Source organism: Nocardia sp. JW2 (assembly GCF_051843015.1).
GTDB lineage: Bacteria > Actinomycetota > Actinomycetes > Mycobacteriales > Mycobacteriaceae > Nocardia > Nocardia coubleae.
Window position 1 is genome coordinate 1 of the sequence record NZ_JBPXLK010000018.1, and the last position, 13,781, is coordinate 13,781.

Here is a 13,781-nt window from a genome sequence, read left to right on the forward strand (position 1 = left end):
GCCCCCCCCCCACCACCGTCGGCTCAGGCGCTCGCCAGAATGAAGTCGGCGGCCTGCTCGCCGATGAAGATCGCCGGCGCGTTGGTGTGCCCACGGATGATCAACGGCATCACCGAGGCGTCGGCCACGCGCAGACCCTCGACACCGCGCACCTTCAGATCCGGGCCGACGACGCTGGCCGCGTCGGTGCCCATCCGGCAGGTGCCGACCGGGTGGTACAGGGTGTGCGAGAACTTCTCGATGGTCAGCGCGATCGTCGCCTCGAGATCATCGGGTGCCTGCGGCGGGTAGATCAGCGGCCCGAGTGTGCTCTTGAGCGCCGGCTGGCCCGCGAGCCCGGCGCACACCCGCAGACCGGCGGTCAGCGCGGCCAGGTCGGCGCCGTCGGGGTCGGACAGGTAGCGCGGATCGATCACCGGCTTGGCGGTCGGGTCGGCCGAGGCCAGACCGATCCGGCCACGGCTGCGCGGGCGCAACAGGATGGACCCGAGCACCACACCGTGCTCGGTCGCCTCGACCAGGCCCTCGTGATAGAACGGCGCCGGCGCGTAGATCAGCTCGAGGTCGGGGTGCTCGAGCTCGGGTTCGCTGCGCACGAAGCCGTACGCCTCACCCACATTGGAGGTGAGCATGCCCCGGTGCCGCACCAGATAATTCAGCAGTTCCAGCGGCTTCTCCGCCGTGTACAGCGAATCGGACTCCACGCTGTAGCCGAGCGCGGCGATCAGATGGTCCTGCAGATTGGCGCCGACCTCGGGGGAGTGGGCGACCACGTCGATGCCGTGTTCGGTGAGCTGTTCGCGGTCACCGATGCCCGAAAGCTGCAGCAGCTGCGGGCTGTTCACCGCACCGCCACACAGGATGACCTCCTTGGCGGCGGTCACCACGTGGGTCTGCCCGTCGTGCAGGAACTCGACACCGGTCGCCTTGGTTCCCTCGAACAGCACGCGGGTGGCCAGTGCCTCGGCCCGCACGGTGAGGTTGGCGCGCTTCATCGCGGGCCGCAGGTAGGCGTCGGCGGTGCTCCAGCGCCTGCCGTCGCGCTGGGTCACCATGGTCTGGGTGAAACCTTCGGGCGCCGGACGATTCGCGGCCTCGAGTTTGTGGCCGGCCTGCCGCGCCGCCTCGAGGAAGGCATGGGTGGAGGCGCGCGGGCTGCGCTGCCGCTGCACGTGCAGCGGCCCCTTCGCTCCCTCGTCGGGGAACTGCGCGTCCTGCACGTTCTCGATCTTGCGGAACTGTTCGACGGCCGAGGCGAAGTTCCACTTCTCGCCCGCCAGCAGCCCCCATTCCTCGTAGTCGGCGCGGAAACCGCGCACCCACATCATCGCGTTCATCGACGACGAGCCGCCGAAGGTCTTGCCGCGCGGCCAGTAGATCCGGCGGTCACCGAGCGCGGGCTGCGGTTCGGTGGAGTAGTCCCAATCCCGTTCGCTGCGGAACAGTTTCGAGAACGCCGCCGGAATATGGGCGAACTTGTCGTCGTCGGCGGGCCCCGCCTCCAACAGTACGACCGTGGTGCCCGCGTCGGCGCTGAGCCTGTTCGCGAGCACCGCCCCCGCTGACCCGGAGCCGACGATCACGTAATCCGCGGACGTCCCACCTGCTTGCACTGTCCAACTCCGATCCTGCACTGCATCTGTCGTAGCCAACACGGATACACCCGAGGCCCGCGTGAAAACACCGCGAGCACAGCCTGACTCGGCGTCGGGCCGGGTGCTGCAAGCAGCGTACTGACAGTCGGCGTCTGGTGGGATTCAGTAGGTACCGGCCGCCGCGGCACGACCCGCGCGGCGACCGTAGAAACTGCCGTCACCGAGCGATGCCCCGCTGACATAACCGCCCGCGCACAGCCCTGAGGTACACCGACCGGCGGCGAACAGCCCGGGAATCGGTTCCCCGCTCACGTGCAGCACCCGCGAATCCAGATCGGTGCGCAGCCCGCCGAGGGTGAATCCGGCGGTGAAACCGCGCAGATCGAACCCGGCCAGCGAGCCCTCGATCGGGCGCACCCACTCGGGCTTCTTGCCGAGCAGGGGATCGCTGCCGTTGGCGGCGTGCCGGTTGTAGGTGGCGACCGTCGTCTGCAGCGCCTGCTCGGGCACACCCATTTCGGCCTCGAGTTCGGCGACCGTCTCGGCGACCCACTTGGGCGGGAACCGGAAGAACGGGGTCGAACTCTCGGTGGCGAGGGCCTCCTCGAGGGATCGTTCGTCGAGGATCAGGAAGGCCTCGTTCTCCTGCCGCAACAGGGTGGCCTGGCCGATCCGGCCGGGATAGGTGTCCTCGGCGATGTAGCGCTGCCCGCGCCCGTTGACGAGGATGCCGCGCGCCATCATCTGCGGGTCACCGAAGATCGCGACCTCGCTGGCGTCCATATGGGCCAGTTCGGCGCCCAGCGCCTGCGCCAACCGGATGCCGATGCCGTCGTGCTCTTCGATGGCCGCGCCGGGGCGGCCGCTCAGCTGCGGGGTGTAGCGATCGATCATCTCGGTGTCGTAAGCGAAACTGCCGGTCGCCAGGACCACACCGCGGGCAGCCCGGACCGTGACCGGCTTACCGAACCGGGTCGCGAGGAGGCCGACCACCCTGTCGTCGGCGTCGACGATCAGCCGCCGGATGCGCGTGTCGTATTCGACGGCGACACCGAGCTCGGCGACGGTGTCGGCCAGTGGCTTCATCAGCATGTAGCCGCCGCTGCGTTCGCCGATCTTCTTGTCCGCCAGCTGCGGAACATGCCCGCGCGGTGCGGGTTTGGCGATGTCGAGGAACGGCGCCGCGTTCTCGCCGCCGGAATACATCAGGCCCTCGTCGTGCGGCGGCTCCCAGCCCGGCTCGCCCCAGAACTCCTCCTTGAACGGCACACCGCAGTCCACGAGCCAGTCGTAGTGTTCGACACTGCCTGCGCAGTAGTCGGCGATCTTGGCGGCATCGACGCCGGGGCCGAGCGCGGCGGTGAGGAAGGTGGCCATGTTCTCGGGGGTGTCGTCGAAGCCGAGCGCACGCTGCAGCGCCGTCCCGCCGCCGAGGTAGACGAAGCCGCCCGCCAGCGCGGCGGCCCCACCCCAGCCGCCGGTGCGTTCCAGGATCAGTACCTTCGCACCCGCGCGCGCGGCTTCGATGGCGGCACACACTCCCGCGATGCCGTAGCCGGCGACGACCACGTCGACCTCGAAATCCCACTGGTCGACGGTGTTCTCGCGCAGCGGCCGGACGGTGTCGGTACGCGGGCTGTTGTCGGTCACGGCTGCCTCCGGTGGTGGGTGTGTACCGAAATGGTGCCGCGTGGAGGCCAACAAAACAAGAACGTGTTACAGAATTCCCGTCCAGCGGGACACGGATTTCGGCTCGCGGCTCCGGTACGGTGGCGATCGAACCCACGTCGAGAAGAATCTGGTGGTGCACACGTGAGCGCGAACATTCGGGACATCGCGGTAGAGACCCTGGCCGGCGAGCCGACCACGCTGGGCGAACTGGCGGGCGACAAGGCCGTGCTGCTGGTGAACGTGGCCTCGAAATGCGGGCTGACCCCGCAGTACAGCGGCCTGGTCGACCTGCAGAAGAACTACGGCGAGCGCGGTTTCACCGTGATCGGTGTGCCGTGCAACCAGTTCATGGGCCAGGAACCCGGCAGCGCCGAGGAGATCCAGGAATTCTGCTCGGTCACCTACGGTGTCGACTTCCCGCTGCTGGCGAAGACCTCGGTGAACGGCGACGACCGGCACCCGCTGTACCAGGTGCTCACCGAGACCCCCGACGCCGAGGGCGCGGCCGGGGACGTGCAGTGGAACTTCGAGAAGTTCCTCATCGCCCGCGACGGCGCGGTGGCCGCGCGGTTCCGTCCGCGCACCACGCCGGACGACCCCGAGGTCGTGCGGGCCGTCGAAGCCCAGCTCTGAATTACTGCGCGTTGGCGAGCAGCGCGTACTGCGCTGCCGCCTGCTTGCGCACGGCCCCCGCTTCCGGCCCGCTCACGAACCCGCCGTAGTTCCGGTAACTCACGTAGCAGCGGGCCACCGCCGGTGTGTTGCCGGACGCCCGGCGTTCGGCGCAATACGCACCGGGCACCGCGTCCGGCCCCGGGATCTCGCGCGCCGCGTCGCTGAGCGTGTCGCGCCAGGTCGTGCCGAAGGCGTCCGCGCCCGCCTGGTCGCGGAAGCGGAACAGGGTGGTGGTGTAGGAGTGGGCGACGCTGTCGACGCCACCCCGATCCCAAGCGGCGGCCAGTTCGGCCGGTTCGCTCGCCCGGTAGTGCCTGCTCGCGCGGCCGGTCCACGCCGCGTATTCGCGTGAGGAGATGGCGATGCGCTGGTTCGGCGGACCGGGAACCAGGGTGCGGCGCAACAGGTCGTCCGGGTCGCGGGGCAGATGGGCGAGCTGTTCGGGCGCGGTCGGGGTGAACTGATCGAGCAACGGCACCTGCGCGTCGAGGACCTGGGCGACCCGGCGGGCCAGCGCGTCCACATCGGGGGCCGGGTGCTGCAGGAACAAGCTGACCACGATCTCACCGTGCGCGAAGAGCGCGCCGATCGTCTTGATGCCCGGCCGCCAATGTGCGTGGGCGCCGGGGTATCCCGGAATCGACACCGGCCGGTTGTCCGGGCTCACCGCGAAATCGGTCGCGGCCAGATCGCGTGCGGCATCGGCGGCCGTGCTCTCCCCGGGGAATCGCATCAGGACCACCCGGGTCACCTTCGCGTCGGTGTCGATGGCGGGGACATTCTTGTCGAAGGCCCGGCTGCCCTGGGCGATGTCGAACGCGACGATCATCCGATGTCGTTCCAGCGTGGGCAGATTGACGTTCGAGGCGGCCGAGGTGTCGACCACGCGGCGCGGGGTGTCGAGCACGTCGGTGCCCCAGTTGTAGGTGAGCGCCGGATCGAGATCCTGCGGAAACACCACCGCGCCGCCCATCCGCAACCCTTCGAGGATCGGGCCGTCCGCCGCGGTGCGACCGATCTCCACGTCGGCGGGCACGGTCGTGTAGCTGCCCACGTCGAGGTTGCGCACGTCGAGTTCGCCGGGTGTGGCGGTGCCGGAGACGGTCGTGCAGCCGGCGAGCAGGGTGGCGAGCGCCCCGAGGGCGACGCGTGTTGTCACAGTGGTGCGGTGGCGAGCCATTGCTCGATCATCTCCTGATGGGTGTGCCCTGGCCAGTACACCTGCAACAACACGCTCGAATGGGGTGTGGCCTCGAACTGCACCAGCAGCCACGGCCCGTCGGACCCGGTGAACTTCCGCACGGTCACCGGCCTGCCGTACCGCGACCGCAGCTGTTCGTTCGCGCCGCTCGGCAGGGAGGCGACATACCGGTCAGCCGTCGCGGCGTCGGGGTAGGCGAGTACCTGCACCTCCAGTTTCTCCCGGTCGGTGCAGTTGAACCCGTTGTCCCACAAGGCATCTGGATTCTTCGTCGCGAAACTGCACCGCAGGTCCCGATACCCGGTGCTGTCCGGACCGGCCGGGAGCAGATCGGGGAACAGGGCGATGATGGGGCGACCTGCCGCCCAGGAGTCCGTCGTGGTTGTCGTCGGCGCGGCGGTGGTGGTGCTGGGGGGTGTGGTGGTGCCGGTGGTGTCGCGGGATGACCAGAGGATTCCGGCGACGACGGCGGCGACCACCGCGAATGCCGCGGCGGACCATCCGACGAGCGCTCGCCTGGATGTGCCGGGAGACGCACTCGAGCCGGTCGGCAGGGGGGAGTGCTGTGCGTCGACAAACCGGGAGGGTGTGGTGGGCACGGGGAGATGCGGTGCGGCATTTCCGCCGAGCGGTGTACCGCTGAAACGGGGATGCTTTTGTGCACTGGGATCGGTTGACGGGGCGACACCACGACTGAGTGCTGCTTGTGCGGCGTCGACCATCTCGGTACAGGTGGCGAACCGCTGTCCAGGATCCTTGGCCAGCGCCTTGGCGAACACGGAATCCATCGCAGGCGGCAGGCCCGGCGCCCGTTCGGTAACCCTCGGCACCGGCTGCATCAAGTGTGCGCCGATCAGTGCGCCCGCCGTAGTCGCGGTGTAGGGCGGCTGTCCGGTCAGCAGGTGGAACAGCGTGCAGGCGAGGGAATACTGGTCCGCGCGTGGACCGGCCGGCCGCCCGTCGAGGTGCTCTGGTGCGGCGTAACGCAGAGTCGCCACCACCGCGCCGGTCTGGGTGAGCGCGGTGGCCTCGTCGACCGCCTTGGCGATACCGAAGTCCGTGAGCAACACCTGCTGCGTTCCCGGAATGCCTTCGCGCAGCAGGATATTCGCCGGTTTCACATCACGGTGCAACAATCCCGCCGCGTGCGCGTAGTCGAGTGCCGCCGCCGTCGACCGGGCGATGTGCAGCGCGTGTTCCGGCGCCACCGGCCCCGCCCGCAATGCGGTTTCCGCGTCGGACCCCGCCACGTACTGCATCGCGATCCACAACCGCCCGCCGTCGCTGCCCCGGTCGTGCACGGCGACGATATTCGCGTGGTCGAGCCGCCCCGCGAGTTCCGCCTCCCGCTCGAACCGCCCCCGGAACACCGGATCAGCCGCGAACGAGGAATGCAGCAATTTCAGCGCGACCAGGCGCGGCAACCGGGGGTGCCCGGCCGCGTAGACACTGCCCATCCCACCCGACCCGAGCACCCGCTCGATCCGATAACCGGCGAACATGTCCCCGGCCCTGAGCTCGTGCATGCCTGCAAACCTAGCTCAGGGACCGCCGTCCTGGAGCCCGCCGCCCAGCCCCCGATTACCGCGCCGTCGAGATACGTTCCCTACCAAGCGAATAGATCCTCTAGGCTGATTCCGGAAAGGCACCCGTCCGAAATCACGGAGGAATCCGATGTCGCACGCTTCTGCCGCTTACCCCAGCTCCGTGCCCGTCGGAGTCGACACGACTCGGGCGAGTATCGCTCGCGTGTACGACGCCGCCCTCAACGGCAAGGACAACTACGAGGTCGACCGCGCCGTGCTGGCCCAGGTCCGCACCGTCGCCCCGCAGGTCAACGATCTGGCCTGGGCCAACCGCGATTTCCTCATCCGCGTGTGCCGCTTCCTCGCCAGAATGGGTGTCGACCAATACCTCGATCTCGGATCGGGATTACCCACGGCGGAAAACACCCATCAGGTCGTGCAGCGGGTGAATCCCGAATCGCGCGTGGTCTACGTCGACAACGACCCGTCGGTGCTGGCGCACGGGAAAGCGCTGCTGGCGAGCAACAGCCGCACCCACATCGCCGAGGCCGACATCTTCGCGCCCCTCGATGTCCTCGGCAACGAGATCGTGCGCACCGAGTTCGACTTCACCCGCCCGATCGCCCTGTTCCAGATCGGCACCCTGCACCACTACCTCGGCGAAGACGCCCCCACCCTGATGCAGACCTACATCGACGCCCTCCCGGCCGGCTCCTTCATCGCCATCGCCCACTTCCACGACCCCGAAACCCCCGACTACAGCGAACTGGCCAAGAAGATGGAAGAGAAGTTCATCCACAGCCCCATGGGCAGCGGCCGCTTCCGCACCCGCACCGAAATCCAGGCCATGTTCGGCACCACCACCCTGATCGAACCCGGCCTCGTCCGCTGCGACGACTGGTGGCCCGACGGCCCCCACCTCACCCCCCTCTCCGACGTCCGCCACTGCATCCTCGGCGGGGTCGGCCAGAAGCGCTAGCGAGGTGTTCCTCGCATTCAGGCACGCGGTTGAAAACTCGACTCTCGGGTCAGGACTTTCAAACATCCGCTCATGCCGCGACCCGTGCGTTCACGAGGGTCGGGATCGGCTTATGCCCGACACTGCTGTCCGATGGCGGCGCAAGCGCTGAGGTCCCACGCTTCGGGGTGCATTGGTTCACTGACGTGACCGTAGCGGTCCGGTCCGATTGATTCGGGTCGCCATCGGTGCGGGGCGACCAACCCGGGGGTGTGTAGGTGGTAGCCGGTGAGCATCAACGCGATGTCATGATGCGTGCGTGGGTGGTATGCGATCCCGACTGCGCGCAGGGCCTGCGCGGCCGATGTGATGTCGTGTCGAAAACGTCGGCGGTGATGTGGGTGAGCACCAGCCATGTCCGCGCCGGTAGCGCGTGGACCAACGCCGCGATCATCGACGGCGCGTCCTCGATGAGTTCGGCAGTGCCGGACAGTATCAACGCTATCGGCGCCGACATGTCGAAGGTCGTGGCAATGGCCTCGACTACGGCGGTGGTGTCGGTGAGGTCGACTTCCGCGGTGCGGGCGCGGTGCCCCGCCATCAGGGCGCGGGCGTGGTTGGCCGCGAGCTGGTCGTTGTCGATGTAGAGCGTGCGCGCGCTGCTGGTGTGATCTTCTGCGATGTCGTGGATATTCGGGGTATGTGGGAACCCGCACCCGAGCTCGGCGAACTGGGTGACCCGGTGGTGGTTCAGGAGATGGGTGACGGCGCGGCGGGCGAATCGGCGGGATTCGGTGATCGCGGGCGTGATCTTGTTGGCCAAGTTTTTCGGCGACCACGTCATCGACGGGGTAGTAGTCCTTACCGCCGAGCAAGGCGGAGTGAACGCGAGCGCTGTTGGGGCTGGACGGGTCCAACATGACGCGCTGTGGGCGGTCTGTTGTGCTCACTTGTTGTCGCTTCCTCCTGCGCGGTCGGCAAGTTTGGGCCCCGGAGATTGCGGCATTACCGGGGATTCGATTCCGGGGCCGCCTTCGTGCTGCCAGCCGGGTGAGTGTCGTGTGGTCTCACCGGGGCGGCGCGAAGGCCATTCGATCGGTCGGTGTTTCGGTGCGGTCGTGCAGGTCAGGGCAGTAGATACAAGCGTTCGTTCGGAAGCCGCGGAAGCCCGGTGCAGCGGCCGGAGACGACAGCGACGGTGCAAGACCGGCGGACGGCGATGTCTTGAACAAGCACGAAGGCGGCGGTCAGACAAGCCACGAAATCTATTCGTACACTGGCGAACTGGACCGTAAGCCGGATATCGGGCTCATGAGGGTGTGGCGACCTGCCGCCGGTGTTCATCGGGGGTGCCGCCCGGGTAGGCACGCACGAGCACATTCGATCACAACCGCTCCGGACGGCCGGAAGGCGCTGATAGCCGGTGAGACCCATGTGCGGACCACCAGTGCGTCCGGCACCGGGGACGGCAAGGCGATGTCACCTTCACGGATCACGACCACACGCGCGGTCCAGAGCTGGGCGATCTCGGCGGGGTCGCCGGTAGGTCGGATATCCGATCGCACGAGGAACGTCCACATTCCCGCCCGCGGGTGGCCGATGATCGGCAACGGTGTGACCCCACGGATATCGAGTGCGGTTTTCACTCGTCGTGCCAGATCGGCAGGCATCATCACTGCGCCGACCATTCCTGCTCGCATCGTTATCCGGCCCGTCTCGGGGTCGACGACGGTCGGCAGCGAGCACACGCGCCGATAGAACTCACATCGCGCGCGAGGCGTCTCAACGAATGATGCAGGACCAGAGCGCATTTGGCTCATGAGTGATCAGCCGCCGCGTCGGTGGGCGGGGTGGCCGCCCCGGTTGGCATGGCTCCCTCGGCCGGGCTCGGCGCAGTAGCGACCCATCCGGCTTCCCGCATCGCCTCGAGCAACGCCACAAGGTCGGCCAAAGCTGGTCGACGGCCGGGAGTTGGGGGAGCGAGGCTGCTCATCGGATCACCTGCCGTTCTGGGCGGCGTTTCCCGGCCGAAATCTGCCACTCCCCGCGCCGGTTGCGGAAAGCGTCGCCTTTGTCCCGCAGAGTGTTCAGTACGCGGACGACACGCCACTTCGGCGCGTTCAGGTTGTGAGTGATCGTGTCGGCGGTCAACATCCCGCCCGGCTGAAGCAAAGCGAAAATCTCGGTTTCGAGAGTGTCAGTCATCGGTCCATATCGGTGCCGGAAGCGCCTGAAAAATCCAGGCATAAGGTCAGTGCTGCCGATGCTGGTGGGCTGCTGCATACGTGTCCTCCTTGCGGCCGATGTGTCGTTCGGATTCGGCCAACAGACGGGATGTCGGCCATATGACTTCGGTCGTTGGCGCCAACTCGGAGTCAACTTTGTCGGCCCGGTCGGTATGGTGTCGACGCCTGCACTGTCTTATCCGCACCGTGCTTGAATGATCTGGTTTCTTCTATGGCTCATCTCCGCTACGATCAGCGCAAACCGCCGCAGTATGACGAGGGGTATAGCGTGGGGACAGTGCTCAAGGCTTTACTTCAGCAACGACACATCCAGACAGTTTCCGCATTCAACCGCGAGTACGACGCGGCAGCCTCGAAGATCGACTCATCCGCCATCGGAGCCGGACCGAAGAAGGCGCAGTTCTATCGATGGCTGTCGGGAAATATCTCGACCCTGCCGTATCCGCATCATTGCCGAGTACTTCAGGAGATGTTTCCCGGGTGGAGCATCGAAGAGTTGTTCTCTGTTTACACGGAGGGCACCGATCTGCCCCCACATAAGATGACGGTCGCACCACCATCCAGTTCCGGCGCTCGCCAAATCTCTGACATCGAGAGCGTCTTTGCGCGGCGCGCCGACTTCTTGAAAGCGATCCCACCGCAAGAGCTGTTCCGTGAAGCCCGCACGATTGATCTCGTCGGCCTGTCTTTGAACATCCTTTGTCAACAGTGCTCGGATACCGAAATGCGACGAATGATGCTGAATGGAACCACGATACGCTGCTTGTTCCTCGATCCGAACGGGTCGAATATCACCGAAAGAGAACATGAGGAAGGTCATGCATCAGGCGCGTTGGTGAATCTGACGAGACTCAACATTCATATGTTGCAGCGAGTTCAGTCCAGTGGGACAACCGAGACGGGCGGTGGGATCGAGATCCGCGTCTACGATGCACCGGTACGCTTCAATTTGTGTATTATCGACTCGGAAATATGCGTGATGCAGCCATACCTGCCTTTCGCTCGTGGCCTTGAATCGCCTACATTTGTGTCCAAGAAGAAGGGGGTCGAAGGAACCTTCCAGACTTTCGCAACAGTATTCGAGGAAATGTGGAGAAAGGGAACGGAACCCGCAATTGAGTACAACCAGGGAGTCACTGCTTGATATCGCACGCCGTGCAGTCTCCGGCGGTGTGTCGATTCTGGAGTCGAAAAGGGTGGGTTCGGTTTCGTCGAAAGGTGACCGCGACTTTGTTACGGATGTCGACGTAGCGATACAGGAGCACATTCGCCGGTTTCTCGCTGTAGAAGCTCCGCACATAGCATTCCTCGGCGAAGAGGGCGACCACCAGCATCACCGTTTGGATGAGACAGCCTTCTGGGCTCTCGATCCCATAGACGGAACGTCGAACTACATTCATGGAATACCACTCTTTGGCATATCCCTTGCACTGTTCGAAAATCATGAGCCGACGATCGGTGTTATCAGCATGCCCACGTTGCAACGCGAATATTATGCGGCTTCGGGAATGGGCGCCTACCGGAATGGCAAACGTATCCACGTCGGGACGTCATCACGACTCTCGAAATCGATCATTTCGATCGGCGACTATGCCGTAGGGCAGGATGCGGCACAGCGAAACCGTCCACGACTTTCACTGACGGCGCTACTGGCCGCTCGCGCCGAGCGGATCAGGATGTTCGGATCGGCCGCCTTCGACCTCGCCTGTGTGGCCGACGGCAGCACAGACGGATGCGTCATTCTGTCGAACAATCCGTGGGACATCGCCGCAGGCGCGGTCATCGTGCGCGAGAGCGGTGGCGTGGTCTACGACTCAGACGGCAGCGCACATAATTCGAGTTCACGTCACACGATCGCGGGGAACGACCTGACAGCAAAGGAACTCGTCGCATTGGTGGGGCAAGCACACGCCGAAGCGGGCTGACAATCGTCGGGGTTGTCGGTTGCCCAGGTAGTCCTGTGCTTACGCAGCCCTTGTCTCTTTGGCGATGACAGCTGGGGAGGGTAGTCGACGGCTGGGCCGCCCGCGAGTGTGCGCTACTGGGGGAGTGGGTTCGCGGCGCACGAAGCGGCTGACGCCCGTTCTCGGCTGCGCGGTTCTGGCGCATATGGCCTTTATCCCGTCGAAGCCGAGGTCGAAACGCGGTTCGGCGACACTGTCTATTCACCTCACGAATACGCCCCCGCCGGGCATTGAGGAATCCGGCGAAGGGCGCCTCGATGACGCGTCGCGCATGCGGTAGGCTGCGGAGACCACCTGTGTGGTTGCCAGGCGATTCGCTGCGCAGCACAGCCGCTGCGTCGGAAGAGAGTAGATGTGAAGGGCACCGAGGGCAGATCCAGTGCCGAGGGCGCGGCCTCGAAAGTCGTCCGGCTGCCCAGACGACCACGGCACAGCCCGCAGGACCTCGATGATCCGCGTCGTCGCCCCTGGTACTCACCGCCCGTCTACGATCCGGCGCCTACCCGCCCGGTGACCCGTGCGGAATTGCAAGCCGAAACCGGAACGTGGTCGGCCGACGCGGAGTCGCAGCATCCCGTCGACGGCAGCCCCGCACACGAGGCCGATGTCATCGACCTCGCGGCGTCGCGGCGCAAGCGGTCGGGGGATTCGGCGCGCGGTACCCGGCCGAAGATGATGCCGCGTCGCGTCGGGTCCGGCGAGGGGAAACAAACCGTCGCCGACACCTCACCTCTGCCGAGAACTGATCGGTAACAGCCCGCGGAGCATTCGCGTTCCGCCTGGGGCTCCAGCGAAGCCGTTCGAGCCCGAAATCGTTAGCACAACTAGATAACTCACGGAAATGCAATCCTCGGGTACGATCACCGCGGGGGAGCGCGAGATGTCCGATGGTCTGCTTAGTATGTCGCAGGCGACGGCAGCTTCGGCTGCCTCACCAAGCGAATTACGACCATCTCCAGGGGATGAACCTTGATCGACATCACACCGCACCGCACCCCGCGTCGCCGGTCCGCCGTGACCGCGGTCGTCGCGGCCGCCGCACTGTGCGCCGCCCTCGTCACCGGCTGCTCGACCGACGACTCGACCACCACCGCGGCTCCGCCGACCGGCGCACTGCCCGACGGCGCGCAGATCGTGAAGGAGTCGGCCAAGACCACCCAGACCCTGCGCACCGTCCACCTGAACATCGACGTGAAGAACCTGCCTGACCTGCCGGTGGAAACCGTCTCGGCCGACGTCACCAACGAGACCCAGGGCACGGGTGCCGCGATGGGTGAGGCGAAGGTCAAGATCAAGCCTGAAGACCCGTTCACCGAGGCGAAATTCCTTGTGGTGGACAAGGTTCTCTACACCGAGGTCAGCGGTCGCTACGTGCCCGCCGGTCCGGCCGAGAAGGTCTACGATCCGGGCGTCATCCTGGACAAGGACAAGGGCATCGCGAACGTGATCGCCAACATCCAGAACCCCAAGGCCGAGGCCCGCGAGGTCATCGACGGCATCAACACCGTCAAGGTCAGCGGCACCATCGACGCCGCGGTGATCGACCCGATCGTGCCCCGCATCGGCCAGAACGCCGGCACCATGCCGATCACCGTGTGGATCCAGGACGTCGCCCCGCCCGCCTCGGATTCGACCAAGCCCTCGGAGGCCGCCTCCACCGGTGACGGCCCGAATCTCGTTCGCGCCGTGGTGAAGAAGGACCAGGGCGAGGTCACCGTCGGCCTGTCCAACTGGGCCAAGCCGGTGAACATCGTCAAGCCCGCAGGCTGATCCTCACCCGCACACGCACCCGACAGCCCACACCGGTCCGGGATCGCGGAATCCGGCACATCGTGCCGCTCCGCCGACCCGGACCGGTGTGTCGTTGGGTCGGCCGATAAGAGAACTTTCAGCGAGATGCAAGGCGCCGCAAGGACTATACGTGTCGGGACGCTGGTCGGCAGGC

General features: G+C 66.1%; 12 protein-coding genes and 1 pseudogene. 6 read left to right on the forward strand and 7 right to left on the reverse strand.

Features of this window, described 5'->3' with window-relative positions; all coding sequences use genetic code 11:
• Positions 1-23: 23 nt before the first annotated feature.
• Complete coding sequence (locus ACSVDM_RS22260) at positions 24-1,613, reverse strand: GMC family oxidoreductase (RefSeq protein ID WP_067489457.1); 1,590 nt, start codon at positions 1,611-1,613, stop codon at positions 24-26.
• A 144-nt stretch (positions 1,614-1,757) separates the two neighbouring features.
• Positions 1,758-3,245 (reverse strand): FAD-dependent oxidoreductase, encoded by a 1,488-nt coding sequence (locus ACSVDM_RS22265; RefSeq protein WP_439267523.1) that lies wholly within the window; start codon positions 3,243-3,245, stop codon positions 1,758-1,760.
• Between the two features lie 162 nt (positions 3,246-3,407).
• Between ACSVDM_RS22265 and ACSVDM_RS22270 the strand changes: the two genes are divergently transcribed.
• Positions 3,408-3,899: a glutathione peroxidase gene (locus tag ACSVDM_RS22270; protein ID WP_245655313.1), complete on the forward strand. Its 492-nt coding sequence runs from the start codon at positions 3,408-3,410 to the stop codon at positions 3,897-3,899.
• A 1-nt stretch (position 3,900) separates the two neighbouring features.
• Here the strand turns inward: ACSVDM_RS22270 and ACSVDM_RS22275 are convergent, their stop codons facing one another.
• Positions 3,901-5,100 (reverse strand): DUF7373 family lipoprotein, encoded by a 1,200-nt coding sequence (locus ACSVDM_RS22275; protein WP_439267525.1) that lies wholly within the window; start codon positions 5,098-5,100, stop codon positions 3,901-3,903.
• Entirely contained in the window at positions 5,097-6,668 is a 1,572-nt protein-coding gene (locus ACSVDM_RS22280; protein WP_439267527.1) for a serine/threonine-protein kinase, read from the reverse strand. The genes ACSVDM_RS22275 and ACSVDM_RS22280 overlap by 4 nt, the downstream gene beginning before the upstream one ends.
• A gap of 148 nt (positions 6,669-6,816) precedes the next feature.
• On the opposite strand from ACSVDM_RS22280, the gene ACSVDM_RS22285 reads away from it, so the two are divergent.
• Complete coding sequence (locus ACSVDM_RS22285; protein ID WP_067638727.1) at positions 6,817-7,647, forward strand: SAM-dependent methyltransferase; 831 nt, start codon at positions 6,817-6,819, stop codon at positions 7,645-7,647.
• A 274-nt stretch (positions 7,648-7,921) separates the two neighbouring features.
• Here ACSVDM_RS22285 and ACSVDM_RS22290 read toward each other — a convergent pair whose 3' ends face one another.
• The 3 genes and pseudogenes from ACSVDM_RS22290 to ACSVDM_RS22300 form a co-directional block, all read right to left on the reverse strand.
• The gene (locus ACSVDM_RS22290) at positions 7,922-8,470 is read right to left on the reverse strand and encodes an SAM-dependent methyltransferase (protein WP_439267529.1); all 549 of its coding nucleotides are present in this window, start codon (positions 8,468-8,470) and stop codon (positions 7,922-7,924) included.
• Positions 8,471-8,492: 22 nt separating this feature from the next.
• A pseudogene (locus ACSVDM_RS22295) lies at positions 8,493-8,546 on the reverse strand (hypothetical protein); the annotation flags it as partial.
• Between the two features lie 1,069 nt (positions 8,547-9,615).
• Positions 9,616-9,909 carry a hypothetical protein gene (locus ACSVDM_RS22300; RefSeq protein WP_439267531.1) on the reverse strand — a complete coding sequence of 98 codons (294 nt, stop codon included), beginning with the start codon at positions 9,907-9,909 and terminating at the stop codon, positions 9,616-9,618.
• Positions 9,910-10,140: 231 nt separating this feature from the next.
• On the opposite strand from ACSVDM_RS22300, the gene ACSVDM_RS22305 reads away from it, so the two are divergent.
• The 4 genes from ACSVDM_RS22305 (at position 10,141) to ACSVDM_RS22320 (ending at position 13,606) form a co-directional block, all read left to right on the forward strand.
• Positions 10,141-11,016, forward strand: coding sequence for a DUF5919 domain-containing protein (locus ACSVDM_RS22305; RefSeq protein WP_439267533.1), 876 nt, complete (start codon positions 10,141-10,143; stop codon positions 11,014-11,016).
• A 28-nt stretch (positions 11,017-11,044) separates the two neighbouring features.
• Positions 11,045-11,797, forward strand: coding sequence for an inositol monophosphatase family protein (locus ACSVDM_RS22310; protein ID WP_439267535.1), 753 nt, complete (start codon positions 11,045-11,047; stop codon positions 11,795-11,797).
• Between the two features lie 393 nt (positions 11,798-12,190).
• Positions 12,191-12,589 carry a hypothetical protein gene (locus ACSVDM_RS22315; RefSeq protein WP_067638695.1) on the forward strand — a complete coding sequence of 133 codons (399 nt, stop codon included), beginning with the start codon at positions 12,191-12,193 and terminating at the stop codon, positions 12,587-12,589.
• A 225-nt stretch (positions 12,590-12,814) separates the two neighbouring features.
• Positions 12,815-13,606, forward strand: a complete 792-nt coding sequence (locus ACSVDM_RS22320) for an LppX_LprAFG lipoprotein (RefSeq protein WP_439267705.1) — start codon at positions 12,815-12,817, stop codon at positions 13,604-13,606.
• Positions 13,607-13,781: the final 175 nt, after the last annotated feature.

Coding starts and splice junctions, on each gene's coding strand:
- ACSVDM_RS22285 (WP_067638727.1), top strand. CDS start 6,817: ATGTCGCACGCTTCTGCCGCTTACCCCAGCTCCGTGCCCGTCGGAGTC.
- ACSVDM_RS22280 (WP_439267527.1), bottom strand. CDS start 6,668: ATGCACGAGCTCAGGGCCGGGGACATGTTCGCCGGTTATCGGATCGAG.
- ACSVDM_RS22300 (WP_439267531.1), bottom strand. CDS start 9,909: ATGCAGCAGCCCACCAGCATCGGCAGCACTGACCTTATGCCTGGATTT.
- ACSVDM_RS22290 (WP_439267529.1), bottom strand. CDS start 8,470: ATGACGTGGTCGCCGAAAAACTTGGCCAACAAGATCACGCCCGCGATC.